This is a genomic window from Streptomyces africanus, assembly GCF_030816955.1.
GTDB classification, from domain to species: Bacteria; Actinomycetota; Actinomycetes; order Streptomycetales; family Streptomycetaceae; genus Streptomyces; species Streptomyces africanus.
This window is the reverse complement of record NZ_JAUSYP010000001.1, coordinates 8,092,307-8,115,604: the sequence shown is the minus strand read 5'-3', so window position 1 is coordinate 8,115,604 and position 23,298 is coordinate 8,092,307. Positions and strand designations below refer to the sequence as shown.

At 71.3% G+C, this 23,298-nt stretch carries 25 protein-coding genes and 1 pseudogene; 11 read left to right on the top strand and 15 right to left on the bottom strand.

Going from position 1 to position 23,298, the window contains the following annotated elements:
* Positions 1 to 10: 10 nt before the first annotated feature.
* Together QF034_RS36975 and QF034_RS36970 are read right to left on the bottom strand one after the other, a co-directional pair.
* The gene (locus tag QF034_RS36975; protein WP_307179011.1) at positions 11 to 424 is read right to left on the bottom strand and encodes a (R)-mandelonitrile lyase; all 414 of its coding nucleotides are present in this window, start codon (positions 422 to 424) and stop codon (positions 11 to 13) included.
* Positions 425 to 474: 50 nt separating this feature from the next.
* Entirely contained in the window at positions 475 to 795 is a 321-nt protein-coding gene (locus QF034_RS36970; protein ID WP_307179010.1) for a carboxymuconolactone decarboxylase family protein, read from the bottom strand.
* Between the two features lie 150 nt (positions 796 to 945).
* Between QF034_RS36970 and QF034_RS36965 the strand changes: the two genes are divergently transcribed.
* The 3 genes from QF034_RS36965 to QF034_RS36955 all read left to right on the top strand — a co-directional run bounded on the left by QF034_RS36965 (position 946) and on the right by QF034_RS36955 (position 3,927).
* Positions 946 to 1,827 carry a helix-turn-helix transcriptional regulator gene (locus QF034_RS36965; protein WP_370880985.1) on the top strand — a complete coding sequence of 294 codons (882 nt, stop codon included), beginning with the start codon at positions 946 to 948 and terminating at the stop codon, positions 1,825 to 1,827.
* 75 nt (positions 1,828 to 1,902) lie between these two features.
* The gene (locus tag QF034_RS36960) at positions 1,903 to 3,015 is read left to right on the top strand and encodes an ABC transporter substrate-binding protein (RefSeq protein ID WP_307179008.1); all 1,113 of its coding nucleotides are present in this window, start codon (positions 1,903 to 1,905) and stop codon (positions 3,013 to 3,015) included.
* A 183-nt stretch (positions 3,016 to 3,198) separates the two neighbouring features.
* Complete coding sequence (locus tag QF034_RS36955; RefSeq protein ID WP_307179007.1) at positions 3,199 to 3,927, top strand: leucine-rich repeat domain-containing protein; 729 nt, start codon at positions 3,199 to 3,201, stop codon at positions 3,925 to 3,927.
* Positions 3,928 to 3,933: 6 nt separating this feature from the next.
* Here the strand turns inward: QF034_RS36955 and QF034_RS36950 are convergent, their stop codons facing one another.
* The 3 genes from QF034_RS36950 to QF034_RS36940 all read right to left on the bottom strand — a co-directional run bounded on the left by QF034_RS36950 (position 3,934) and on the right by QF034_RS36940 (position 6,358).
* Entirely contained in the window at positions 3,934 to 4,470 is a 537-nt protein-coding gene (locus QF034_RS36950) for a hypothetical protein (RefSeq protein ID WP_307179006.1), read from the bottom strand.
* A 101-nt stretch (positions 4,471 to 4,571) separates the two neighbouring features.
* Positions 4,572 to 5,234 (bottom strand): response regulator, encoded by a 663-nt coding sequence (locus QF034_RS36945; RefSeq protein ID WP_307179005.1) that lies wholly within the window; start codon positions 5,232 to 5,234, stop codon positions 4,572 to 4,574.
* Positions 5,231 to 6,358 carry a sensor histidine kinase gene (locus tag QF034_RS36940; RefSeq protein WP_307179004.1) on the bottom strand — a complete coding sequence of 376 codons (1,128 nt, stop codon included), beginning with the start codon at positions 6,356 to 6,358 and terminating at the stop codon, positions 5,231 to 5,233. Before QF034_RS36940 ends, QF034_RS36945 begins: the two co-directional genes overlap by 4 nt.
* Positions 6,359 to 6,577: 219 nt before the next feature.
* Between QF034_RS36940 and QF034_RS36935 the strand changes: the two genes are divergently transcribed.
* Entirely contained in the window at positions 6,578 to 6,940 is a 363-nt protein-coding gene (locus QF034_RS36935) for a DUF6223 family protein (RefSeq protein ID WP_307179003.1), read from the top strand.
* Positions 6,941 to 6,964: 24 nt separating this feature from the next.
* Here QF034_RS36935 and folE read toward each other — a convergent pair whose 3' ends face one another.
* Positions 6,965 to 7,651 carry a GTP cyclohydrolase I FolE gene (folE, locus tag QF034_RS36930; RefSeq protein ID WP_307179002.1) on the bottom strand — a complete coding sequence of 229 codons (687 nt, stop codon included), beginning with the start codon at positions 7,649 to 7,651 and terminating at the stop codon, positions 6,965 to 6,967.
* A 53-nt stretch (positions 7,652 to 7,704) separates the two neighbouring features.
* Positions 7,705 to 8,406, bottom strand: a complete 702-nt coding sequence (locus tag QF034_RS36925) for a helix-turn-helix transcriptional regulator (protein ID WP_307180069.1) — start codon at positions 8,404 to 8,406, stop codon at positions 7,705 to 7,707.
* Positions 8,407 to 8,492: 86 nt separating this feature from the next.
* Between QF034_RS36925 and QF034_RS36920 the strand changes: the two genes are divergently transcribed.
* On the top strand, positions 8,493 to 8,930 hold the full coding sequence (locus tag QF034_RS36920; RefSeq protein WP_307179001.1) for a DoxX family membrane protein: 438 nt from the start codon (positions 8,493 to 8,495) through the stop codon (positions 8,928 to 8,930).
* A gap of 83 nt (positions 8,931 to 9,013) precedes the next feature.
* Here the strand turns inward: QF034_RS36920 and secD are convergent, their stop codons facing one another.
* The 3 genes from secD to QF034_RS36905 form a co-directional block, all read right to left on the bottom strand.
* Positions 9,014 to 11,272 carry a protein translocase subunit SecD gene (secD, locus tag QF034_RS36915; protein ID WP_442480578.1) on the bottom strand — a complete coding sequence of 753 codons (2,259 nt, stop codon included), beginning with the start codon at positions 11,270 to 11,272 and terminating at the stop codon, positions 9,014 to 9,016.
* 991 nt (positions 11,273 to 12,263) lie between these two features.
* Positions 12,264 to 12,947 (bottom strand): response regulator, encoded by a 684-nt coding sequence (locus tag QF034_RS36910; RefSeq protein ID WP_307178999.1) that lies wholly within the window; start codon positions 12,945 to 12,947, stop codon positions 12,264 to 12,266.
* Positions 12,948 to 12,949: 2 nt separating this feature from the next.
* Positions 12,950 to 13,903, bottom strand: coding sequence for a HAMP domain-containing sensor histidine kinase (locus QF034_RS36905; RefSeq protein WP_307178998.1), 954 nt, complete (start codon positions 13,901 to 13,903; stop codon positions 12,950 to 12,952).
* A gap of 262 nt (positions 13,904 to 14,165) precedes the next feature.
* Between QF034_RS36905 and QF034_RS36900 the strand changes: the two genes are divergently transcribed.
* On the top strand, positions 14,166 to 14,480 hold the full coding sequence (locus QF034_RS36900) for a TraR/DksA C4-type zinc finger protein (RefSeq protein ID WP_307178997.1): 315 nt from the start codon (positions 14,166 to 14,168) through the stop codon (positions 14,478 to 14,480).
* A 59-nt stretch (positions 14,481 to 14,539) separates the two neighbouring features.
* Positions 14,540 to 14,914 carry a TraR/DksA family transcriptional regulator gene (locus QF034_RS36895; protein WP_307178996.1) on the top strand — a complete coding sequence of 125 codons (375 nt, stop codon included), beginning with the start codon at positions 14,540 to 14,542 and terminating at the stop codon, positions 14,912 to 14,914.
* Positions 14,915 to 14,983: 69 nt separating this feature from the next.
* Here the strand turns inward: QF034_RS36895 and QF034_RS36890 are convergent, their stop codons facing one another.
* From QF034_RS36890 to QF034_RS36875, 4 genes and pseudogenes are all read right to left on the bottom strand, one after another.
* Positions 14,984 to 15,850 carry a potassium channel family protein gene (locus QF034_RS36890; RefSeq protein ID WP_307178995.1) on the bottom strand — a complete coding sequence of 289 codons (867 nt, stop codon included), beginning with the start codon at positions 15,848 to 15,850 and terminating at the stop codon, positions 14,984 to 14,986.
* Between the two features lie 158 nt (positions 15,851 to 16,008).
* Positions 16,009 to 16,170: pseudogene (locus tag QF034_RS41760) on the bottom strand (universal stress protein); the annotation flags it as partial.
* A 434-nt stretch (positions 16,171 to 16,604) separates the two neighbouring features.
* The gene (locus tag QF034_RS36880) at positions 16,605 to 17,642 is read right to left on the bottom strand and encodes an SPFH domain-containing protein (RefSeq protein ID WP_307178994.1); all 1,038 of its coding nucleotides are present in this window, start codon (positions 17,640 to 17,642) and stop codon (positions 16,605 to 16,607) included.
* Positions 17,643 to 17,646: 4 nt separating this feature from the next.
* Positions 17,647 to 18,078: an NfeD family protein gene (locus QF034_RS36875; RefSeq protein WP_086558451.1), complete on the bottom strand. Its 432-nt coding sequence runs from the start codon at positions 18,076 to 18,078 to the stop codon at positions 17,647 to 17,649.
* Positions 18,079 to 18,366: 288 nt separating this feature from the next.
* Here QF034_RS36875 and QF034_RS36870 point away from each other — a divergent pair, with 288 nt between their 5' ends.
* The 4 genes from QF034_RS36870 to QF034_RS36855 all read left to right on the top strand — a co-directional run bounded on the left by QF034_RS36870 (position 18,367) and on the right by QF034_RS36855 (position 22,315).
* Entirely contained in the window at positions 18,367 to 19,251 is an 885-nt protein-coding gene (locus QF034_RS36870; RefSeq protein WP_307178993.1) for a LysR family transcriptional regulator, read from the top strand.
* A 72-nt stretch (positions 19,252 to 19,323) separates the two neighbouring features.
* Complete coding sequence (locus QF034_RS36865; protein ID WP_307178992.1) at positions 19,324 to 20,382, top strand: tartrate dehydrogenase; 1,059 nt, start codon at positions 19,324 to 19,326, stop codon at positions 20,380 to 20,382.
* A gap of 39 nt (positions 20,383 to 20,421) precedes the next feature.
* On the top strand, positions 20,422 to 21,558 hold the full coding sequence (solA, locus tag QF034_RS36860; RefSeq protein ID WP_307178991.1) for an N-methyl-L-tryptophan oxidase: 1,137 nt from the start codon (positions 20,422 to 20,424) through the stop codon (positions 21,556 to 21,558).
* Between the two features lie 76 nt (positions 21,559 to 21,634).
* Positions 21,635 to 22,315: a haloacid dehalogenase type II gene (locus QF034_RS36855; protein WP_307178990.1), complete on the top strand. Its 681-nt coding sequence runs from the start codon at positions 21,635 to 21,637 to the stop codon at positions 22,313 to 22,315.
* Positions 22,316 to 22,377: 62 nt separating this feature from the next.
* Here the strand turns inward: QF034_RS36855 and QF034_RS36850 are convergent, their stop codons facing one another.
* On the bottom strand, positions 22,378 to 23,115 hold the full coding sequence (locus tag QF034_RS36850; protein ID WP_307178989.1) for a flavodoxin family protein: 738 nt from the start codon (positions 23,113 to 23,115) through the stop codon (positions 22,378 to 22,380).
* Positions 23,116 to 23,298 lie beyond the last annotated feature (183 nt).

The following is a 23,298-nucleotide window of genomic DNA, read 5'->3' as shown; positions in this document are numbered from 1 at the left end:
ACGGCCGCCGTCAGTGGCCGATGGCGGCCAGGGCGGCGGTGTACTGCTCGTCGGTGACGGGCTCCAGCCAGGTCGTGCCGTCGCCGCTCTCGTCGCCGACGACCATGGCGATGTGGGCCATGAGGGTGGTGTCGGTGGCGCCGTGCCAGTGCTCCTCGCCGGGCGGGCATTTGACGGTCTCACCGGCGGTGATCCGCACCACATCGCCGTCCCGGGTGCCGACCAGGCCGACGCCGTCGGTGACGTAAAGGACCTGGCCCTTGGCGTGGGAGTGCCAGTTCGTCCGGGCACCGGGGGTGAACCGCACCAGCGCGGACGCCAGGCGGGCCGGCTCGGCGGGCGCCTCGATCATGTTCAGGTGGACCTCGCCGGTGAAGCGCTCGGCCGGGGCTTTGACGGTGGGGGTTTCCGTGATGTGTTCCACGACTGTTTTCCTTGCTCCGATGAGGTGGCTGGATGCGGGCGGCTCGGGCGTCAGGAGGCTCGCTCGTCGGCGATCTTCTTCAGCTGGGTGATGGCCGTCATGGCGTTGGGCCAGCCGGCGTAGAAGGCCAGGTGCGTGATCGCCTCGGACAGCTCCTGCACCGTGAGGCCGTTCTCCAGCGCGACACCCAGGTGGTAGGGCAACTGCTCGCTGCGGTACAGCGCGGCCAGCACGCTCACCGTCACCAGGCTCCGGTCCCGCGGGGACAGCCCGGCGCGTTCCCACACGTCACCGAAGAGCACGTCGTCGGTGACCTCGACGAGCTTCGGCGCGATCCGGGCCAGCTCCTGAGGTGCGGACTGCTTCGGCATCTCATGACTCCCTGTGATGACTTCGCGTACGTTCCGGTGGATCCACGACGATCCGCCGACTTCGAGGAAACCGCAGGTCAGCTGGGCGGGGAAGGCACGGTCGTTCCAGGTACTGACAGGACCCCCCTCATCCGGGCCGGCCGTCCTAGCCTGGAATGCGTGAGTACCGAGAGCGACATCCGCGGGTTCCTCGCCTCCCGGCGCGCGAAGATCACCCCGCAGCAGGCCGGTCTGCCCGCCTACGGAGGCAACCGGCGCGTGCCGGGGCTGCGGCGTGAGGAGGTCGCGCTGCTCGCCGGGGTCAGCGTCGACTACTACGTCCGTCTGGAGCGCGGTCACCTCGCCGGGGCGTCCGAGGAGGTCCTCGACGCCGTCGCGAACGCCCTGCGGCTGGATGACGCCGAACGCGCCCACCTGTACGACCTGGCCCGCGCCGTCGCCAGACGTCCCGCCCGCCGCGCGAAACGCGCCCGCGGCCCGCTGCCGGACAGTGTGCTGCGTGTCCTGGACTCCATGACGGACTCCCCGGCCTTCATCCGCAACGGCCGCCTCGACATCCTCGCCGTGAACCGCCTCGGACGCGCGCTGTACGCGCCCCTGTTCGCCGATCACGGGGTTCAGACGGTCAACATCGCCCGCTTCCAGTTCCTGGACCCCGCGGGCAGGGACTTCTTCCCCGACTGGGAGGAGTCCCTCAACACCACGGTGTCCCTGCTGCGCACGGAGGCCGGACGGGCTCCCGGCGACACCGATCTGACCGGGCTGATCGGCGAACTCGTCACCCGCAGCGAGGAGTTCCGCACCGCCTGGGCCAAGCACAACGTGCGCCTGCACCACACCGGCCGCAAGGCCTTCCGCCACCCGGCCATCGGCGAGATCACCCTCGACTTCGACGCGATGGAACTGCCCTCGCAGCCGGGCCTGACCCTGACCGCCTATTCCGCCGAGCCCGCCACCCCGGCCCACGACACGCTGCAACTGCTGGCCGCGTGGGCGTCCACCGAGGACGCGTCCGCTGCCGACCGCGGGTGAACAGCGCCCCGACCATCTGGACCCGGGGTGATGTAGGTTTCGGCAACGGAACCGTCGCGCGGGAGGCGCCCACCCATGAATTCGCCGCCATGGCCCCCTGCAGCGGAGCGGACTGACGGATCGGCCGTCCGGATCGGCGCTCTCGTTCCGCTGACCCGGCCCGGCTGGGTCGAGGCGGGCCGGCACCTGCTCGCCGGGCTCGACCTGGCCGTGGGCGAGGCCAATGACGCGGGCGGGATCGCCGGAAGGCCTCTGGAGCTGGTGGTCCGGGACACCGCGGCTGATCCCGAGAGGGCCGCGGCGGCCGTGGACGAGTTGGCCGGACTGGGCGTGGCCGCCCTGGCCGGGGAGTATCACAGCGTCGTGGCCCGCGCCGCTGCCGCCAGGGCGGACGCGCTCGGGCTGCCGTTCCTCTGTTCGTCGGCGGTTCTCGACGGCCTCACCGAACAGCCGACGGAATGGGTCGCGCGCCTCTCCCCGCCGCAGTCCCGCGGCTGGCAGGTCTACGCGGACTTCCTCCTCGGCGCGGGCCACAGCCGCATCGCCGTAGCCGCCCAGCCGAGTGTCTACTGGGCGTCCGGAACCCGCGTTCTGCGGGATTACCTCACTCCGCGCGGCGGCACCGTCATCGAGCTCGACATGAGCGTGCTCACCCCCACGGCCGTCCGCGACGAACTCGTCGGTCATCGCGCGACGGCCCTCCTCCTTCTGGTCGGCCACCCGGAGCCGGCCGTGTCGATCGTCCGGTCCGTCCGCCGCGACCAGCGCCTCGCCCGGATCATGATCGGTGCTCCGGCCGGGCAGCCGGAGTTCGCGGAATGGGTGACGCTGCTGGGCGACGACGGCGCCGCGATCCCGTTCCTGCGCTACCGGCCCGAGCGCCTCGGCGCACTCGGTACACGAGTCGAGACGACCCTTTGCGAACGCCTGGCCGAAGCGCCCTCCTTCGTGGCCTTCGAGGGCTATGACACGATCGCCGTCCTCGCCGACCTGCTGCGCACGCACGGCAAGGACCGGGCGCGCACGGCCGCATCCTGGCCGCGCGTGGACGTGGCAGGCACCCGCGGCCGGATCCGGTTCTCGCGCGTGCCGGGCGTCAATGTGTGGCAATGGGCCGTGCCACCGGTCCAAGTCGTGGACCGAGACCCGGCGAGTCCCGATCGCTTCCGGATCCTCCACGCCGGTTGAGCCTCCGCGCGCCTGTGAAACACCACTTGCGCTGGATGGTTGGCTCGTCTTCATCATCGTCGTGGGCATCCTCTGGTCGATCTATGAGTACGCCCGGCCCCTCCCTCCCGACGCGTGCCTCGACTGCCGAGGCAGGGGGAGGACGCTGACTGGGCTCGGGGAAGACGCGGTAGCGTCGGCGCCGTGCAGCCCTCACCCACCACGCTCAGCCTCTGGCGTCACCAGCTCGGGGAAGTGCCCGCGTCGGTCTGGCGACGGACCGAACTGGAGGTGCTGATTCTGGCGGACAACGGGCTCACGGATCTGTCCCCCGAGATCGGGCGACTGCGCCGTCTCACGACCCTGGACCTCGGCCACAACAAGCTCACGTCGCTTCCTGACACTCTCGGCGACCTGGCCGAACTCAGCGGCTGCCTCTATCTGCACGACAACCGCCTGACCCAACTCCCTGACACCCTGGGGAATCTGACACGGCTGCGCTATCTCAATGTCGGGGAGAACCCTCTCACCGCCCTGCCCGAAACCATCGGCCGGATGGCGGATCTGGTCGAACTGCGTGCCCAGCACAGCCTGTTGAGTAGGTTGCCCGTCGCCATCGGCTTCCTCCGCACGCTGCGCGAACTCTGGCTCCGGGGGAACAAGCTGACCAGTCTGCCGGACTCGGTCAGCGAACTGGCCGAGCTACGCCACCTGGACCTGCGGGAGAACGCGCTCGGCGAGGTGCCGGAGCCCCTGATGCGCCTGCCCCGGCTCCGCCAGCTCGACCTGCGCGGCAACCGCGTCGTCCAACTGCCGGACCGGGTGGCCCGGATGCCCGCGCTGGAGAAGCTGGATCTGCGCTGGAACCCCTGTACGCCCTCCCCGCATCTGCTCGCGGAGCTGGAGCGGCGCGGCTGCGTGGTCCTGCTGTGAAGTGCGTCAGGCCTCGTCCGCCCTGGTCAGGGCTTCGGTGATCATGCGGGTGGCGAAGTCGCGGTCGTCGGTGAGCCGGTTGATGTGCTCCGCGAGCAGGAAGGCGGTGGCTTCCAGGGGATTCATCTCGTCCATGGTCCAGTCTCCGTACTGCTTGCGCCACAGGCTGGGGCTCAGGCCGGTGCCTGCCGCGACGAGCAGTCCCGCCATGGTGGGGATGGCTTCGGGCCGGACGCTCCTGGGCATCATGCGCATCGTGGCCACGACGTTGGGCACCACGCACTCGACGACGTCCTTGCCGTGATCCTCGTAGGCCATCCGCAGCCACTGCATGAACATGTAGATGAGCGTGCAGGCGCCGTCGAGGAGGTCGTCGGCCCCCCGCGGGCCCAGGGACACGGCGAACTGGTCGGTCAGCGCCTGTTGCTCGGCGTCGGTCCCGGACCTGCCGTCGTGGACGGCCTTGAGCCGAGAGTCGATCATCATGAGTGCTGCGCCCACATCTCCGGCGGGAGCGTGCTCGGGATCGCAGGGCGATGACACAGTTTTTCCTCCTCGGTTGACCGAGAGCAGCGCGGCGTGTTCGTACAGTAGCCCGCCGGGGGTCGGGGGGGCCGACGAACCCCCGTGACGGGCTTCCGGTGTCAGGAGTCGCGTGGGGCCACCAGGCCGGATTCGTAGGCGAGGACCACGAGCTGGGCCCGGTCACGGGCGTGGAGCTTGGTCATGGCCCGGTTGATGTGGGTCTTCGCGGTGAGCGGGCTGATCACCAGACGGTCGGCGATCTCGTCGTTGGACAGGCCGCGCGCGACGAGGACCACAGCCTCGCGTTCGCGGGCGGTCAGCTCCTCCAGCGCCGAGCCGGTGTGGGTGGGGAGCGGCTGGGTGACGTACCGGTTGATCAGTTTGCGGGTGATCGAGGGGGCGAGCAGGGCGTCGCCGCGCGCCGCGACGCGTACGGCGTGCAGGAAGTCCTCCGGCACGATGTCCTTGACCAGGAATCCGGCAGCGCCGGCGCGCAGCGCGTCGAACACGTACTCGTCGAGGCCGTAGTTGGTCAGGATGACGACGTGCACTCCGGCCAGATCCGGGTCCGCGGCGATGCGCCGGGTCGCCTCGATGCCGTCGACGACGGGCATCTGGATGTCGACGAGGGCGACATCGGGCAGGTGCTGTCGGGCGAGTTCCAGGCCCGCGCCGCCGTCGGCGGCCTCCGCCACCACCTCGATGTCGTCCTCCAGGTCGAGGAGCGCGCGGAATCCGCTGCGGATGAGCGGCTGGTCGTCGACGAGCAGGACGCGGATCATGACGCCCCGTCCAGGGGGAGTTCGGCCTGGACGGTGAAGCCGCCCTCGCCGCGCGGCTCCGCCCGCAGCCGGCCGCCGAGGGCGGTGACGCGCTCACGCATGCCCTGCAGCCCGACGCCGGGCGTCGGCGCGACGGCCGGGGTGGCCTTGCCGTCGTCGTCGACACGGAGGGCGAGGGTGTCCGGACGGCAGTCGATGCGGACCGAGGCCGTGCCGGCGTCCGCGTGCCGGGCGATGTTGGTCAGCGACTCCTGGACGATCCGGTAGACGGTCCGGCCCACCGCGGCCGGCACGTCGTGCCGCTGTCCCTCGATCGTCAGGGTCGCCTTCAGACCGGTTCTGCCGGCCCGTTCCACCAGTTCGGGTATGTCGTCGAGGCCGCGCGGCGGCGTCGTGTCGTCGTCGCGCAGCGCTTCCAGCGTCACGCGCAGCTCCCGGGCCGCCTCACGGCCGGCCTCCCGGATCGCCAGCAGGGCCTCCGACACCTCTTCGCCTCGTCTGCGGGCCACGTGGACGGCCACGTCGGCCTGCACCTTGATGACCGAGATCTGATGGGTCAGCGCATCGTGCAATTCCCGTGCGATGCGCAGCCGTTCCTCGTCGGCGCGGCGTCGCGCGGTCTCTTCCCGGGTGCGTTCGGCCTCGTCCGCCCGCCGCTCGGCCTGCCGCAGCGCCTCTCCCGCGGCCCCGGCGGCGATCAGCCAGGCGATTTCGAGGGCCCCCCGGGCCTGCGCGAACGCCTCGCCGGTGTCGTGGAGGCCGGAGGTGAGAGCCGCGAGCGGGAGAGCAGCCAGCACGGTCAGGCTGGCCGCGACGGCGGCGACCCGGTGTCCCGCCCGCACGGCGGCGTACACCGCGAACAGGTAGGCGACGGCGGGCACATCGAAGCCGGCCGCCTGATACGCCACCGCGCACAGCCCGGTGACGGCCAGGACGGCGACCGGGGCCCGGCGGCGCGCGGCCAGTGCCAGGCCGCCGACGGCCAGCAGCGCGTACCCGAGTACGTCCCGGTCCGTGACGGAGGGTTGCCCGGACACTCCCGTCACCAGCAGCGCCCCCGCCACGCCCACGGCGATGACCCAGTCTCCGACCAGGGCCCGGACGCGGGTCTCACCTGCATTCATGCGCGCACCCTAACCGGCCGCGGCCCAGGGCGAGTCAGCCTCGCGGGCGAGTGGCCGGCTACCGCACGCGCAGTACGCGCGCGCCTCCTGCGGCTTTCGCGGTAGGCCGCTGCGGCGTCGGCGGCAGGGCGAAGTGTCCGCGTCCGCCGGACGCCCGGGCCCGGCCCGGGCGGACATGCTCGGACGACATCCAGTCACGGGAAGAGAAGGAGCATCTCGATGTCCGCTCACCACCTGTTCGCCGCCGGCGTCTACGACTTCGGTATCGGGCGCCTCGGGGCCACCACAGGCGCGCTGCTGGGGCTGGCCGGCCTCGTCGTCGCCGGGCTGGCCCTGGCCCGCCCGGCCGGCCGTATCGGCTCCGCCAACCGCTCTCTCGTGGCCGGGGCGGCCATGGTGGCGGGGCTGGTCGGCATGGCCCTCGGCGGGCTGGTCGCGGCCACCGCCGACGGTGGTCTGGGCACCGGCAACGGGCTGGGCGGGGCCTATGTGGCGATGCTGGTGGGGCTGATCGCCACGGTCCTCGGCGGGCTGGCCCTGACCCGCTCGCGCCGCAACACGAGCGTACGTGCGGGTTCTTGAGGGCCAACGCCCCCCCACGGCGCTTCAGGAGTGCAGCCCCGTCAGGGAGAGGAACTCGGCGCGTGAGCGGGCGTCGTGGCGGAGTGTGCCGAGGAGGGTGGAGGTGAGCGTGCTGGACCCCGTGGCCTGGACGCCGCGCAGGGTCATGCAGCTGTGCTCGGCTTCGATGACGACGCCGACGCCCTTGGGTTCGAGATGGGCCTGGAGCCAGTCGGCGACCTGCTTGGTCAGGCGTTCCTGGACCTGGGGCCGGCAGGCGAAGTGCTCGACCACGCGGGCCAGTTTGGACAGGCCGAGGATGCGGTGGCCGGGGAGATAGCCGACGTGGGCGGTGCCGGTGAAGGGCAGCAGATGGTGCTCGCACACGGAGCGCACCGGGATGCTGCGCGCCAGCACGAGCTCGTCGTAGCCCTCGTCGTTGGGGAAGGTCGTCAGGTCGAAGGGGCGGGGGCTGAACAGTTCGGCGTAGGCGCGGGCCATGCGGCCGGGGGTGCCGCGCAGGCTCTCGGTGCTGGTGTCGATGCCGAGTGCGGCGAGGAAGCGTGCGGCGGCGCGTTCGGCTTCGGCCAGGTCTATGCCGTCGGTGTCGTGAACGACGCGCAGGGGGCTGGGAGCGGGTGCCGAGGCCTGCGGGCGGGGAATGCTCGCGGAGGGGGCGGGCAGGTCGGCAGTGCTCGATGCGTGGCTGTTGATCGATCCGGCGAGATCCATGACGTGCCTCTCGTGTGACGGGGGAAGGGGGCCGGCGGGCGGCGAGTGGTGGGTCAGGGACTCGCAGTCGCGGGCGGGGAGGAAGCCGGCTCCAGACGGACACAGCAGTGGCCGGGGCTGGGCGCCAGGCATGCGTGGCGGCTGCTGTCCTCGAGTCCTTCGAGGACGCCCCGGAGCAGGTGGAGGTTCATGCCGCACACCGTCTGGGTGTGTTCGCGGGCGAGCGCGTGGAAGGGGCAGTTCCCCAGCACGATCGCGTCCCCGTCGAGGCGAGGCTCGAACCCGTACCGCTCCAGGAGGTCGAACACGTCCGGGCCGCCCTGCCCGGCGAGCCGGGCGCCGAGACGGTGGGCCTTTCGGTGCAGGACGGCGCGGACCGGTTCGCCCGTGGCCTCGGATTCCTCCAGGGCCTGGGCGAGGAGCCGTCCGGCCAGCTCGTAGTTCCGTTCGGGCAGGCTGACGGTGACCTGCTTGGCGGAACGCTTGTAGAGCTTGGCCGGCCTGCCCGCTCCGGGACCGGTGCGTCCGCTGCGGCGTTCGTAGACGACGTCGAGGAGCGCTTCGTCGGCCAGGCGGTCCAGGTGGAAGGCCGCCGTCTGGCGCGCCAGGCCGAGGGCGGCGGCGGCTTCGTCGCGGCTGACCGGTCCCGACTGGCGCACGACGTGGTCGTACAGCCGCCTGCGGGTCGGCTCGTCCAGGGCGGCGACGGCGGAGACGTCGGGGCGGGGTGCTTCTTTCGGGTGGTCCACGAACACCAGTGTAAAACCCATGGGCCTTGACTAAAGAAGCTACCGCCGCTTCTATTGATAGCAAGAGTTGTCGATAGAAGGAACGGTGCGTCATGACGTCCACAAGCCACCCCTCCCCGTCCGTCGCGTCCCGGCGGGCCGCGCTCGGCGACCCCGGCTACCAGGCGTTCGTCATCCTGCGCGTCGGGTTCACGGTGGCGCCGATCCTGTTCGGGCTGGACAAGTTCGCCAACCTGCTCGTGGACTGGCCCGCGTACCTGGCGCCGTGGATCAACGACATCGTGCCCGGCAGCGCCCAGGCGGCCATGTACGCCGTCGGAGTCATCGAGATCGTCGCCGGTCTCGCCGTCGCTCTCGCCCCGCGCTTCGGAGCCTGGCTGGTGGCCGGATGGCTGGCCGGCATCATCGTCAACCTGCTGACCATTCCGGACTACTACGACATCGCGCTGCGCGACTTCGGCCTCCTGCTCGGCGCGGTCGCCCTCGCCCGGCTCGCCCAGCGCTACCACGGCGAGCGGCAGCCGCACTGACACGGCGGCGCGGACGGACGGGGGAAGGCGGGTGAGCCGCTTGATGCTCACCCGCCTCACCCGCGCCCGGTCCCCCGCCGGGGTCAGGCGCGCTCCGGCTGCCGGGCTGCCGGGTTGCCGACGGGACGGGTGCGGCGATCGAGCCGGATCGCGACGGGGGCGGCGGTGAGGACGGAGGAGTACGTACCGACCACGAGGCCGATGAGCAGGGCCAGGGCGAAGTCGGTGAGCGAGGACCCGCCGAGCACGGCGAGGGCGGTGAGGATGAACGCGGCGCCCATGCCCGTGTTCACGGTCCGGGGCAGGGTCTGCTCGATGGCCCGGTCGGTGAGGTCGGGCAGCGGCGCCTCGGGAGTCCTGCGGGCGAGTTCCCGCACGCGGTCGAAGAGGACCACGGAGTCGTTGACCGAGTAGCCGATGACGGTGAGCAGCGCCGCCAGGAACACCCCGTCGACGGGCCTGCCGAGCCAGGCGAAGACGCCGACGAGGATCACCACGTCGTGGGCGAGGGCGACGACCGCCGCCGTGCCGAACACCCACCGGAAGCGTGCCGCGAGGTAGACGAACTGGGCGCCGAGCGCCACGGCGAGTGCGATCAGGGCACCCCGGCGCAACTCCTCCCCCAGGCTGGGGCCGACCAGTTCGTCACGGACCTTGTCGGCTCCGCCCGCGAGATCGCGCACGGTACCGGTGACCTCCGTCTCCTCGGTGTTGGTCAGCGGGTCGGTGCGCACGGTCAGGCCCGTTGCGCCGGAGGACTGGACGACGGCCCGGGGGAACCCGGCGTCGGCGAGGGCCGTGCGGACCCGGTCGGGGTCGACAGGGCTGGTGGTGGCGTACTCGATCAGGCGGCCACCGGTGAACTCCACACCGAGGTCGATGCCGCGCACCGCGATGCCCGAGCCGGCCAGGACCAGAGCGACGGCCGACACGGCCAGCCAGCGGTGCGGCCGGCGCATCAGCCGGGGCGTGCGGCGGGTGAGGCGGTCGCGGACCGCGCCGGTGGTGGCGATGCCGGTGAGGCGGGGGCGGCGGCGTACCCGGGGGCGGCTCACGGCGGCCTCGGCGAGCACGCGGGTGATCACCAGCGCGCTGAACATGGAGGCGAGCACACCGATGCCCAGGGTGACGCCGAAGCCCCGCACCGGCCCGGAGGCGAGGAAGAACAGCAGGGCGGCCGCGATCAGCGTGGTGATGTTGGAGTCGGCGATCGCGCCGAAGGCGTTGCGGAACCCGGCCGCCAGCGCCGAGCGCGTACTGGGCCGGCGGCGGGCCGCGTACTCCTCGCGGGCCCGTTCGAAGACCAGCACGTTGGCGTCCACGGCCATGCCGATCGCCAGGACGAAACCGGCCAGGCCCGGCAGGGTCAGGGTGGCGCCCAGCGCGGCCAGGGCGGCGTAGGAGACGAGGCCGTAGCAGACCAGGCCGAGGGCGGCCAGGACACCCATCAGCCGGTAGACGCCGATGATGAACAGCGAGGTCAGCGCGGTGCCGATGGCCGCCGCCCAGGCGCTCGCGGTGATGGCCTGCGCACCGAGGGTCGGACCGACGGTGCGTTGCTCCACGGTCTCGACGGGCACGGGCAGGGCCCCGCCGTTGACGAGCAGGGAGAGTTCCCGGGCCTCCTCCGGGGCGAAGGAGCCCGTGATCTGCGTGGCACCGTCGCGGATGCCGGTCCGGCAGGCGACGGACGGCTCGACCTGCGGCGAGGAGATGACCTTGTCGTCGAGGACGATGGCCACGCGCCGCGCCGGGTCGCCCGCCGGGTGACAGGCGGCCTCACCGGTCAGCCGGGCCCAGCCGGCCCGGCCGGCCCCCTCGAAGCCGACGGTGACGTGCCATCCGGCTCCGCCCTGCTGGTCGAACCGGGCGGCGGCCTCCTTGACGTCCTCGCCGGTCAGCGCCGCGGCCCCGAGGCGCAGCGGGGTGCCGGACTCGTCGGGCAGGGCCTGTTCCCGGGGGCGCTTCGGCAGCGGCCGGGAGGCCTCGCTGGTGCGGTCTGCGATGCCGAGCACCGGGTGGAAGGTGAGCTGTGCGGTACGGCCCAGCACCTCGGCCGCCTTCTTCGGGTCCTGCACGCCGGGCAGTTCGACGATGATCCGGTTCTCGCCGGAGCGGACGAGGGTGGGTTCGGCGACGCCGAGTCCGTCGATACGGCCGCGCAGCACCTCCAGGGTGCGGTCGGTGGCCTCACGGCCGGCGTCGGTGGTGGGAGTGGAGCGGGTTTCCAGCACGAGCTGCGTACCGCCGCGCAGATCGAGTCCGAGGCGGACCGGCACGGTGACGGCGATGTAGAGGGAGAGGGCGATCACGGCGAGGGCGAGCAGCGCCCTCACGCGCATGGAACGGTTCAACGGGGCCTCCGGCAGGCGCGACCGCGGCCACGCGGGCGCGGCCGGGGTGCTGTCGAGGAGAGGGAGGGGAAGGGGTGTCAGATGCCGGAGGCCGCAGGGGGTGCCCGCCCGCGGTCACGGGGTGCGTGAGGATCCGAGGAGGGGGTGTGCGCGGCCGGTGCGGGGAGCCGCGCGGCGCTGTCGGCTGGGGCGACGTCGGTGCCGACGAGGTGCCCGCGGGGCGCGGGATGCTCGCTGTGCGACTCCGGGCGGGTTGCCGCGCGGATGGCGAGGACGGTGTCGGACCCGTCGCCGGCACGCGGCCCGTGGGCCTCGACGGTGTCGCCGTCGCCGGCACATGGCCCGGCGCCCCCGACAGCGTCACACCCGTCGCCGGCACGCAGCCCGTGCGCCCGGAGGTCACACCCCTCGCCAGTGCCCGGACCGTGGGCCCCGACGGCATCGCACCCGTCCCCGGCACTCGGCACGGCGCCCCCGACAGCGTCACACCCGTCGCCGGCACGCGGCCCGTGGGCCCGGAGGTCACACCCCTCGCCGGCACATGGCCCGGCGCCCCCCACAGCGTCACACCCGTCGCCGGCACGCAGCCCGTGGGCCCCGACGGCGCCACATCCCTCGCCGGCGCATGGCCCGCTGGCCCCGACGGCGCCACATCCCTCGCCGGCGCATGGCCCGCTGGCCCCGACGGCGCCACGCCCCTCGCCCACCCACGGCCCGTGGGGCCGGACGGCGCCACACCCCTCCCCCACGCCCGGGCCGGTGGCCCCGGGCCGGGCGGCCGTTGCCGCCGCTGTGGCCACCGGCTCGGCCGTCGTGCCGGGCGGCGGAGCCGTGATGCCGAGCGCGGCCAGCAGCGCCAGGAGGACGGCTGCCAGGGCCGTGACGCGGGGCCGGGCGCCGCCGGTAGCGGGGGCGGTGCGCGCGGTGCGGTGCATGCGCCGTCCCCCTTTCATGGTGGTGCTCGGTGCGAACCGCCCGCTCAGGCTTCGATCAGGCCGGCGCGGATGGCGTACCGCGTGAGGTCCAGGCGGTCCCGCAGGCCGAGTTTCTGGAGCAGGTTGGCGCGGTGCCGCTGGACGGTCTTGATGCTGATGAACAGCAGGTCGGCGATCTCCTTGGACGAATGCCCCTCGGCCACCAGCTTGAGGACCTCTTCCTCACGGGGCGTGAGGATCTGGTCGGGCGTCTCCTCGCCGTGGCGGGCCCGGTCGAGGTAGTTGCGGATCAGCGCGGTGACCGCGCCCGGATACAGGAAGGGCTCGTCCCGCATCGCGGCCCGGCACGCGGCGACCAGGTCCCGGTCGGCGACGGACTTCAGCACGTACCCGTTCGCACCGGCCTTCAGGGCCTGGAAGAAGTACTGCTCGTTGTCGTGCATCGTGAGCATCATGATCCGCAGGCCCGGCTTGAGGGCGGCCAGTTCCCGGGCGGCCTGGAGGCCGGTCAGACGCGGCATGGCGATGTCCAGCACGGCCAGGTCGACATCGCGGGTGCGGGCCATCTCGATGGCCTCGGCGCCGTTCCCGGCCTCGGCGACCACTTCGAGGTCCGGTTCCCGGTCGAGGATGAGCCGCACGCCGCGGCGCACCAGCGCATGGTCGTCGGCGAGCAGGATGCGGATCGGGCTCGTTCCCGGCGTGGCGGTCGAGGTCGCTTCGGGCATGGTCAGGGCTGCTTCCTGGATACGGGCGCGGTGAGCTGGACCCGGGTGCCGGTGTCGGGTGCCGGGGTGATCTCGAGACTGCCGCCGATGAGCAGCGCCCGCTCGCGCATGCCGCGGATGCCGGCGCCTTCCCGGGGGGCCTCGACGCCGCAGCCGTCGTCGGTGACGGCCAGCACCACGCGGTCGTCGGTGTGGCGCAGGGCGACGGTGACCTGGGTGGCGTCCGCGTGCCGGGCGACGTTGGTCATCGACTCCTGGGCGACGCGGTACAGCACCAGTTCCGTCTCGGGCTCCAGAGCCGGCAGGTCGGCATCGAGACGGCGGGTGACCTGCAACCCGGTGTGGATGGCGAAGTCCTCGGTGAGCGAGATCAGCGCGCTGACCAGGCCCAGGTCGTCCAGCACTCCGGGCCGGAGCCTGCGGGCCAGGCGGCGCACCTCGTCCAGGCTCTCGCGGGTGATCTCCTGAACCTCGTGCAACTGCTCGCGCAGCGGGGGCGGTGCCTCGTCCGAGGCGCGCTTGAGCTCCAGCAGGATCGCGGTCATGCTCTGGCCGACCTCGTCGTGGAGTTCCTGCGCGATGCGGCGCCGTTCGGCCTCCTGGGCCAGCAGGGCCCGGGCACTGCTGGTGGCCCTTTCGTGCTCCAGCCGCTCCAGCATGGCGTTGAACGTACGGATCACCTCGGTGATCTCGCCGCCGCCGGATGCGGGCAGGCGCTGGCCGGGACGCAGCAGGTCCACGGTGGTCATCAGCTTCGTGAGCCGGCCCAGGGGGGCCAGGCCGAGCCTGAGCAGCGCGGCGTTGGCGACCAGCATGACGACCAGCCCCCCGACGAGGATGATCGCCTCGGTGAGCAGGACGGGCACGGAGACGGTCACCGGGGCCCACAGCAGCAGGGCCGTGGCCGTGCCCAGCACCACGGCGTTGAGGGCGAAGATCCGCCAGAACAAGGACAACCGCCCTCAGCCTCTCTCCTGGAAAACCCCTGGAAACCCTGGACACCCCCGGAAAGAGCCTGCCCGGTCCCGGGCTCCCCGTCGATGGGGTCCGGCCCCCATTTCCCCGGTGGTGCACCACCCATGACGCGGCCGCGTGGATCCCCCGCCCCGGCACAAATGGGTCCCGCGCCCGATAGGTATCCGTCACCGGCCCGGCCAGGGTGGAAGACACCCGAACCGCCCAGGTATGCCGCCTGTGCCGCCGAGAAAGGGACCGACCATGTCGCTCGATGTCACCCGGGCCGAGCCCCACCTTCACGACGCCCGTCAACGCCTGGAACACGCCCGCACCTCACGGCTGGCGCAGTTGCAGGCCCTCGACGAGGCCGGGACCAGCGCGGACGACGAGCACCTGCTGGCCGTCCAGAAGACCGCGATGGAGCGGGCCCTCAAAGAGATCGAGGAAGCTTTCGCCCGCATCGAGGACGGCACCTACGGAACGTGCCTGGGCTGCGCCAAACCCGTCCCCCCGGAACGCCTGGAGATCCTCCCCTACACCCGCTACTGCGTCGCCTGCCGGCGCCGGGCCGCCTGACCGGCCCGACTGCCCGACGCCCGTACCGACCTCCTACGCCCTGCCTCAAAAGGGGTGACGTGGTGACCCACCAGACCATCGGCGAGAGCACGGCCCATCTGTCGGCCGCCGACCTCGCGGCGCTGCGCGAGAACCTGCACGAGCAGCGCCTGTTCCGCCAAGAGCAACTGCGTCAGCTCGCCGGACCGGCCACCTCCCGGGCCGAGGACCGGCGCGGGCGGCAGGCCGCCGCGCAGATGGAGGTCCGCGTCAAGCTCGCGGCGTCCGCCCGTATGGTCCTCGCCGACGTCGAGGCGGCCCTCGCCCGCATGCAGGAGGGCTCCTACGGCACCTGCCACCTGTGCCGGCGCCCCGTCGACCGGCAACGGCTGATGATCGTGCCGCAGGCCCGCTACTGCGCCCGCTGCCAGCAGGTCAAGGAGGCCACCTCATGACCGGCGCACACCACCTGTCGGGCACCGCTGCCCGCACTCCAAAACCAGGGGGCGTCCTGCGTCCGGAGATCACCTCTTGCCGTGGTCATGGGCGTAGGCGGCCAGAATGTGCTGCCGGGTGCCTGCGGTGTGCAGGAAGCGTTCGTCGAGTACGGCGGCGAGGTCATCGAGTGAGACGGCGAGCACGGCTGCGGCGCCCCGGGTGTCCGGGTGCTCGGTCAGTCGTGCCTCCTTGGCGAGGTCTGCGGCGTAGCCGAGGTTGAGGGCCAGCGAGATGTCTCCGAGGCCGTCGTGGAAGTAGTACGACTCGGGGTACTGGAGGAAATCCACGCATGCGCGTGCGAGGTCGGCGGCGAGTTGGTCGACGACGGCGCCCCCTGCGCCGGAGGCCGCATGTCCGGCCGCCGGGCCGGCGCGGCGCAGCTGGGAGATGCGCAGCGCCAGCGCCCGTCGCCGCGCGAGGGCCGGATAGATACCGAGGATCCAGGAGACCGTGGCGGTCAGCAGCGCGAAGCCGACCAGTGCCTCCAGTGGCGCGACGATGCGCACCCAGTCGGCGGAGGGCGCGATGTCGCCCAGGCCGAGCGTCGCGACGGTCACCAGGGAGAGGTACATCGCGTCCACCGGCCCGGAGTGCTCCGACGGCTTCAGCGCGCCGGAGAAGGAGAAGGCTTCCGGCATGTGCGGCCAGTAGACCAGGGCCCAGCCCACGGCCATGGCGCAGGCCCACGTGGCCACCACGGTCACCATGCCGACGGGCCCGGCCAGCCCTGCGGCTCTCCGGCTCGTACGGCCCCGGGTGGACAGCCGCCACAGCAGCGTCATGACGAACCTGCTCAGACCCCCGTGGCGGGTGGGGTGCCACAGGGTGTGGAACACGTCCCGCAGGATGATCAGCACCAGCACCGCGCCGATCAGTGTGACCAGCCATTCCATGCAGCCTCCCGCAGACGCGCCGGCCGGTCACCGTTCTTACACGCGTTGGGGCACCACGGCGACCGGACACGCGGCGTGATGCAGCGGCGTGTGAGCGACCAGGCCGAGTCGCAGCCCCGCAGATCCGCGCCGTGGGACGCGTCCAGGAGCACCGACCCGTCGTCGTGTCCGCCGCGTACCACGATCACGGGGCAGTCAGCCCGGCCGGCCACGGTCAGACTGACGGAACCGAGCAACAGCTCGGCGACATCGCCGCGACCGCGGGACCCGAGGATCAGCACGGTGGCAATGTGCCCCTCGCGCACCAGAACAGTCGTCGGCACGCACGGCTCTCGGACGAGCCGTCGAGGCCCACGGTGACGTTGCGGGACATACGGTCCACCTCCTGGATCGGGGTTCTGATCGCAGGATGCGGGCGCGGAGGGAGACAGGGCAGAGGCCGCAGGTCCCCATCGAGGGCCGACGGGCCCATGACGAGTTACTCGCGGGCCGTTCGGCGTCTCGGGAGGGCAATCCACTGCCCCACGACGCCATCGTGTTCCTGTACGGCCCGCTGCCGCTCACGGGCGAGGTGCGCGGGCATCTGCTGCGTGGCGGCGTCCCGGCCCGGCCCATCCGATACGAGGTCCTGGCCCCGACCTGTGGCTGCCCGGCCCGACGGCTCGCGGAGTCCCCCCCCCCCGGGTACCGGCGGCGCAGAACGTACGGCCGGTCACGGTGGTGGGCCGTCCCACGGCGAAGGCGCCGCCGGCCGTCAGCGGGGCGGGTGAGACGGGAGGGCATCGGGGGTGACGCCCTCGGCCTTGGCGGCGTCGGCGAGGGCCGCGGCAGCGGCTTGAGCTGCCTGTGCCGTGTCGTCGGCGGTCTGGGCGGCCATGTCGTCCGAGGGCTTCTCAACGGTGGCCGGCGACGGGGGCAGCACCTCGGTGAAGGCGCGGGACATGCCCTGGAGTGCGGCGGTGATCTCGCTGGGGATCACCCAGAAATTGTTGCCCTGGCCCTGCGCGAGCTGGGGCAGCGTCTGGAGGTACTGCCAGGCGAGCAGCTTGGGGTCGGGGTCGTTGCGGTGCACGGCCTGGAACACCTCGTCGATGGCCCGGGACTGGCCCTCGGCCTGGAGGATCGCGGCCGTGCGGTTTCCCTCCGCGCGCAGGACGGCGGCCTGCTTGTCGCCTTCGGCGGTGAGAATCTGCGACTGGCGTTGTCCTTCCGCCCCGAGGATCGCGGCTCGCTTGTCCCGCTCGGCTCGCATCTGCTTCTGCATCGCGTCCTTGATGGACTGCGGGGGGTCGATGGCCTTGATCTCCACCCGGTTGACCCTCAGTCCCCATTTGCCGGTGGCCTCGTCCAGCACGCCGCGGAGCTGGCTGTTGATGGTGTCCCGGGAGGTGAGGGTCTTTTCCAGGTCCATGGATCCCACGACGTTGCGCAAGGTGGTGACGGTGAGCTGCTCGACCGCCTGAAGAAAATTCGCGATCTCGTAGAAAGCGGCTCGCGGATCCGTGACCTGGAAATACAGAACGGTGTCGATCTCGACGACAAGATTGTCCTCGGTGATGACCGGCTGCGGTTTGAAGGAGACGACCTGTTCCCGTAGGTCGATCACCGGATGAACCCGGTCGATGTAAGGGATCACGAGACTGAGACCGGGATTCAGGGTCCGGTGGTAACGGCCGAGCCGCTCGACATTACGAGCGCGTGCCTGGGGAACGATACGGACCGCCCGCACCACGGTGAAAACCGCGATCAGCGCGACGATCAGGCCGGCAATCAAGAACGCCGAGGTTTCCATGGTTTCAGTCCCGGGGGTAGACGATCGCTGTCGCGCCGCTGATCTCCATGACGTCGACGGTCTTTCCGGCAGGAATCACCAGCGTCTCGTCGTAGGCGCGGGCCGTCCACTCCTCGCCGTCGATGCGGACCCTGCCGCCCAGGCCCGTCACCTCCGAGACGACATAGGCAGCCCTGCCGACCAGTGCGTCGACGCCGAAGCGCTCCGTTTGGGGCTGGAAGACGTGGCGCAGCGCGATGGGGCGTACGAACAGCACGGTGACTGTCGCGACGACGGTGAACACCAGGAATTGGAACGGCACCGGCAGCCCGACCGCGGCGGACCCCGCCGTGACCAAAGCGGCCGCACTCAGCATTCCGAGTGCAGCTGTAAGGGTGAAGATCTCCGCCGCGGCCAGCACGGCTGCGATGATCAACCAGATCAGCCATGGATCCATTGCGTGCCTCTCCTGACCGGCGCTGCACGGAGAGCCTGACTCCCTACCATTGGACCCCGTACGGGACGGCCGCGATACCCCTCGGAAAGGAAATCCTGCCGGCGGAATTTCAGGGCGTGCATATCGGAGATGCACAGTCGGCAGGGCAAGAGGACACTGGTGGCGCCGGGTCCGGTGCTCCTGGAGGGACGGGCGCGTCTGGCCTGTCCCGCCCCGCCGTGACGGACCGCTGTCAGCCTTGTTCTGATGTGAGTCGTCGGTTGATTTCTTCAGGGGCAGAGGGCGCACATGGACATTCGGCAGCTGGAGTACTTCCTCGCGATTGTTGATCACGAGGGGTTCAACCGTGCGGCCTCGGCTCTGTACGTGTCGCAGCCGTCGCTGTCGCAGGCCGTGCGGGCGCTGGAGCGTGATCTCGGCTCGGAGTTGTTCCATCGCATCGGGCGCAGGGCGGTCCTGACGGAGGCCGGAAGGGCCCTGATCGAGCCTGCCCGGGAGGCCGTGCGGAGTCTGGAGACGGCGCGGGCGAGTGTCGCAGCTGTGCGTGAGCTGCGTGAGGGGCGCCTGGATGTGGCGTCGATGCCGTCGCAGGCGGTGGAGCCGCTGACGACCTTGGTGAGTGCCTTCAGCGACCGGTATCCCGGCGTCTCTGTGGCCATCAATGCGGCGTTCACGTCGCGTGATGTGATCGACATGGTGCGCACGGGTGCCGTGGAGTTGGGGCTCCTGGCGTCCGCCGGTCCGGTCTCCGACCGGGAGGTCGTCTCGCATGTGCTGGGGCGGCAGCGTTTTGTGCTGGTGGTGCCGGCCGACGGCCCGTTCGCCGGCCGGACGGCGGTGGAGTGCCGGGAGCTCGCGGGACAGCGGCTGATCGTCGGGCAGCGGGGTACCGGGATGCGCGCCTACGTGGACGCGGTGCGGGAGCAGGGCATCGAGTTCACCGTCGCGGCCGAGACCGAGCACCGCGTGTCGCTCATGCCGCTGGTACTGGCCGGGGTCGGGCTCGCGGTGGTCACGGATTCGTGGCGGGACCTCGCCCGGCGACTGGGCGCCCGCGTCCTGGACATCGAGCCGGAGACCACCTTGGACATCGCCCTGGTCAGCCGGCGCGGCAGCCTGTCGCCCGCAGCCGCCGCGTTCGTCAGGAGCGCGACCACGGCCGCCGACGGCTGATAGGCACCCCTTATAAGGGAGATCCGCTTTGCGTCTTGGACGCCCCACGGGCCGCCTTGCTGCAATCAGGGCATGACGACGAACCACCGCATTGCCCTGATCCCCGGCGACGGCATCGGTGCCGAGGTACTGCCCCCGGCACAGCAGGTGCTCGATGTTCTCGGCCGCCGCCACGGCTTCAGCCTGTCCTACACGTCGTACGACTGGTCGTGCGAGCGGTACCTGCGGGAGGGCGCCATGATGCCCGCCGACGGGATCGACCAGCTGCGAGACAAGGACGCGATCCTGCTGGGCGCGGTGGGATACCCGGGGGTGCCCGACCACGAGTCGCTGTGGGGGCTGCTGATCCCGATCCGGCGCAGCTTCCGCCAGTACGTCAACCTCCGGCCCATCCGTGTCTTCGAAGGCATCGACAGTCCGGTGCGCGGCGCACGGGCGGGCGAGGTCGATTTCGTCGTCGTGCGCGAGAACATGGAAGGCGAGTACAGCGAGGTCGGCGGCCGGCTCAACCGGGGCTTCCCGGACGAGATCGCCGTGCAGGAGGCCGTGTTCACCCGGGCCGGCGTCACACGCCTGCTGGACTACGCTTTCACGCTCGCCTCCCGGCGCGGCGGCCGCCTGACCTCCGCGACGAAGTCGAACGGCATCGTGCACACCATGCCGTTCTGGGACCAGCTCGTCACCGAGCGGGCCGCCTCGTTCCCGCAGGTCGCCTGGGACCAGGAGCACATCGACGCGCTGGCCGCCAAGTTCGTCCTCGACCCCGCCCGCTTCGACGTCGTCGTCGCCTCCAACCTCTTCGGCGACATCCTCAGCGACCTCGCGGCCGCGGTCGCCGGATCCATCGGGATCGCCCCGGCGGCCAACCTCAACCCCGAGCGGGACTTCCCCTCGATGTTCGAGCCGGTGCACGGCTCCGCGCCCGACATCGCGGGCCAGGGCATCGCCAACCCGCTGGGCGCGATCTGGTCCGCGGGGATGATGCTCGACCACCTCGGCCATCCCGCCGCGGCCAGGGACATCACGGACGCGATCGCCTCGGTCCTGGCCAAGACCGATATCCGCACCCGTGACCTGGGTGGAACCGCGAGCACCGCCGAGTTGACCGACAAGCTGATCGAGCTCCTCTGAGCCATCCCCCCGACCACACCATCGAAAAGGAGCGACCTCATGCGCCTCCCGAAGCGCGTCGCCGTGATCGGTGCCGGCACGATGGGCAGCCAGGCCATGTGGCGCCTCGCCGCCCGCGGAGCCGAGGTCATCGGCTACGACCGGTACGCGCCGGGTCACGACCGTGGCGCGGCCGGGGGCGAGAGCCGCATCTTCCGCGCGGTGCACCTCGGTGAACCCGGCTACATTCCGCTGCTGCGGCTCGCCGACCGGATGTGGGAGCGGCTCCAGGCGGAGACGGGCCGGTCGCTGCGCCGCCGCAGCGGCTGTCTCGTGATGGGGGAGACCGCGTCACCGGCCATGCGCCTCCTCCTGTCTTCCAGTGCCACCCATCGTCTGGATCACGAGGTACTGGACCGGGAGGAACTCGCCCGCCGCTACCCGCAGCACCGCCTCCCGGACGGCCACACCGCCGTACTCGACCGCGAGGGCGCCATCATCAGGCCCGAGGCATCGGTCCAGGCGGCGGCCGCCCGCGCCGAACAGCTGGGCGCCCGGCTGCACCGCTACGCCCCGGTGCGGGAGATCGTCCCCGCGGCGGGCGGCGGCGTGCACATCGTCACCGACCACGGCACGGACCACGTGGACACCGCGGTGGTGACCGTGGGCCCCTGGATCAACACCCTGCTCCCGGACCTTCCCCGGAGCGTCGACGTGCGCCGGGTGGTCTGCTCCTGGCACCTGCCCACCCGTCACGACTGGTTCGCGGGCGGGGCTCCCCCCTTCGTGCGCGCCACACCCCACGACTGCTTCGGGATCCCGTCGCCCGACGGCATATCCGTCAAGCTCGGTCTCTCCTTCGCACGCCATCTGCCGGTGCCCGAGCCCGAACGGCTCGACCGTACGGTCCGGCCCGAAGAACTCGGCATCTTCCGCGAGCTCATCGCCGAGCTGGTGCCCGATCTGAACCCCGACCCCATCAGGATGCAGGCCTACATGGAGGGCTACACGGAGTCCGGAAACCCGCTCGTCGGTCATCTCCCCGGCGAGGACGACATCATCGTCATGGCCGGATTCTCCGGCAGCGGCTTCAAACTCTCCCCCGCCATGGGCGAGATCGCCGCTGACCTGGCACTCGACGGCAGCACGGACCACCCCATCGGCTTCCTCGCTCCGGCAGGAGTGGGCGCCGCCTGATCCCCGTCATGGGCATGCCCGAAAAGGCACGCACCGGCCGTAACCCGTTCCCCGCAGCAAAGACAGGAGCATCCTCATGCCCATTCCCTCGTTTCAGTTCCGCCCGAAGTACGTCTCCTTCGACTGTTACGGCACGTTGATCGAGTGGCCGATGACCCCCATCACGCGTGAGCTCGTCGGCGACCAGGTCCCCGCCGAGCACTGGGACCAGTTCGTACGGGAGTTCCGCGGCTACCGCTACGACCAGGTCCGCGGCGAGTACTACCCCTACGAGCAGGTGCTGCAGGACTCCTTCGAGCGGGTCTGCCGCAAGTGGGGCCTGAAGGCGGCCCCGGACGCGGGCAAGCGGTTCGCCGACGGCGTCCGCAGCTGGGGCCCGCACGCCGACGTGCCGGAGCCGCTGAAGAAGATGGGCGAGAACTACAAGCTCGTGATCCTGTCCAACGCCGACGACTCCTTCCTGGAGGAGAGCGTGCCCCGGCTCGGCGCGGACTTCCACGCGGTCCTCACCGCGGAGCAGGCCGGCTACTACAAGCCCCGCTACGCCGCGTTCGAGTACATGCTCGACCAGCTCGACGCGTCCCCCGAGGACTTCGTGCACGTCTCCTCGCACACCCGCTACGACCTGATGCCGATGCACGACATGGGCTTCCGCAACCTCATCCTCCTGGACCGCGGCTGTGATCCGGTCACCCACGGCTACGACTACGTCACCGTGAAGTCCCTCGACGAGCTCAACACCATGCTCGGCATCTGACACCCGACGCGCATCGTCCTGGGCCGGGAAGGGATCGAGGCGATCTTCGCCGAACGCCACGCTCAGCGGTGCTCGGGGTTGTCGGCCCCCGGCCGGCAGCCCGCGTCCCACTCCGTGCGCTGGTTGCCGTGGGCCGGGATCCCTCCGGCGCGTTTGAGCAGGGCCGCCAGGTGCATCAGGTTCCAGGTCATGAAGGCGGTGTTGCGGTTGGTGAAGTCGTTCTCCGGGCCGCCCGAGCCGGGGTCCAGGTACGAGGGGCCGGGCCCCGCGGCACCGATCCAGCCCGCGTCCGCCTGCGGCGGGACGGTGTAGCCGAGGTGCTGAAGGCTGTAGAGGACGTTCATGGCGCAGTGCTTGACACCGTCCTCGTTGCCGGTGATCAGACACCCTCCGACACGACCGTAGTAGGCGTACTGTCCCTGGGAGTTGAGCAGGCTGGAGCAGCTGTACAGGCGCTCGATGACCTGCTTGGTGACGGAGCTGTTGTCGCCCAGCCAGATGGGTCCGGCCAGGACCAGGATGTCCGCGGCCATCACCTGCCCGTACAGCGCCGGCCAGGCGTCGGTGGCGAAGCCGTGTTCGGTCATGTCGGGGTAGACGCCCGGCGCGATGTCGTGATCGACCGCGCGGACGAGCTCCGTGCTCACCCCTTGCGCGTCCATGATCGCCCGGCTCTTGTCGATGAGTCCCTGGGTGTGACTGAGCTGGGGCGACGGCTTGAGCGTGCAGTTGATGAAGAGAGCACGCAGGTCGTCGAAGCGGTATCCGTCCTCAGTGGACGACGCCGGCGATGCTGCCATGGCGGACTCCGGGGGGGAGAGGGGTCAAGGGGTGAAGGGCGGGTGCCGACGGCAGCGTCTCGCGTAAACCGCGCGCTGTCCGGTTACGACGCACCGGCACCCGTGTGCTACCCCGACGACCGGCGCCTCGCCGTTCTCGTCCAGGATCCCCAAGATGATCACGGAGCCGTGCCGGCCGGCCTT

Excerpts from the sequence above, each read along its gene's own strand:
- QF034_RS36900 (WP_307178997.1), top strand. The coding sequence starts at position 14,166 with ATGTCGCTCGATGTCACCCGGGCCGAGCCCCACCTTCACGACGCCCGT.
- secD (WP_442480578.1), bottom strand. The coding sequence starts at position 11,272 with ATGCGCGTGAGGGCGCTGCTCGCCCTCGCCGTGATCGCCCTCTCCCTC.
- QF034_RS36865 (WP_307178992.1), top strand. The coding sequence starts at position 19,324 with ATGACGACGAACCACCGCATTGCCCTGATCCCCGGCGACGGCATCGGT.
- QF034_RS36875 (WP_086558451.1), bottom strand. The coding sequence starts at position 18,078 with ATGGATCCATGGCTGATCTGGTTGATCATCGCAGCCGTGCTGGCCGCG.
- QF034_RS36970 (WP_307179010.1), bottom strand. The coding sequence starts at position 795 with ATGCCGAAGCAGTCCGCACCTCAGGAGCTGGCCCGGATCGCGCCGAAG.
- QF034_RS36870 (WP_307178993.1), top strand. The coding sequence starts at position 18,367 with ATGGACATTCGGCAGCTGGAGTACTTCCTCGCGATTGTTGATCACGAG.
- QF034_RS36920 (WP_307179001.1), top strand. The coding sequence starts at position 8,493 with ATGACGTCCACAAGCCACCCCTCCCCGTCCGTCGCGTCCCGGCGGGCC.
- QF034_RS36945 (WP_307179005.1), bottom strand. The coding sequence starts at position 5,234 with ATGATCCGCGTCCTGCTCGTCGACGACCAGCCGCTCATCCGCAGCGGA.
- QF034_RS36890 (WP_307178995.1), bottom strand. The coding sequence starts at position 15,850 with ATGGAATGGCTGGTCACACTGATCGGCGCGGTGCTGGTGCTGATCATC.
- folE (WP_307179002.1), bottom strand. The coding sequence starts at position 7,651 with ATGGATCTCGCCGGATCGATCAACAGCCACGCATCGAGCACTGCCGAC.
- QF034_RS36960 (WP_307179008.1), top strand. The coding sequence starts at position 1,903 with ATGAATTCGCCGCCATGGCCCCCTGCAGCGGAGCGGACTGACGGATCG.
- QF034_RS36935 (WP_307179003.1), top strand. The coding sequence starts at position 6,578 with ATGTCCGCTCACCACCTGTTCGCCGCCGGCGTCTACGACTTCGGTATC.
- QF034_RS36850 (WP_307178989.1), bottom strand. The coding sequence starts at position 23,115 with ATGGCAGCATCGCCGGCGTCGTCCACTGAGGACGGATACCGCTTCGAC.
- QF034_RS36910 (WP_307178999.1), bottom strand. The coding sequence starts at position 12,947 with ATGCCCGAAGCGACCTCGACCGCCACGCCGGGAACGAGCCCGATCCGC.
- solA (WP_307178991.1), top strand. The coding sequence starts at position 20,422 with ATGCGCCTCCCGAAGCGCGTCGCCGTGATCGGTGCCGGCACGATGGGC.
- QF034_RS36880 (WP_307178994.1), bottom strand. The coding sequence starts at position 17,642 with ATGGAAACCTCGGCGTTCTTGATTGCCGGCCTGATCGTCGCGCTGATC.
- QF034_RS36940 (WP_307179004.1), bottom strand. The coding sequence starts at position 6,358 with ATGAATGCAGGTGAGACCCGCGTCCGGGCCCTGGTCGGAGACTGGGTC.
- QF034_RS36855 (WP_307178990.1), top strand. The coding sequence starts at position 21,635 with ATGCCCATTCCCTCGTTTCAGTTCCGCCCGAAGTACGTCTCCTTCGAC.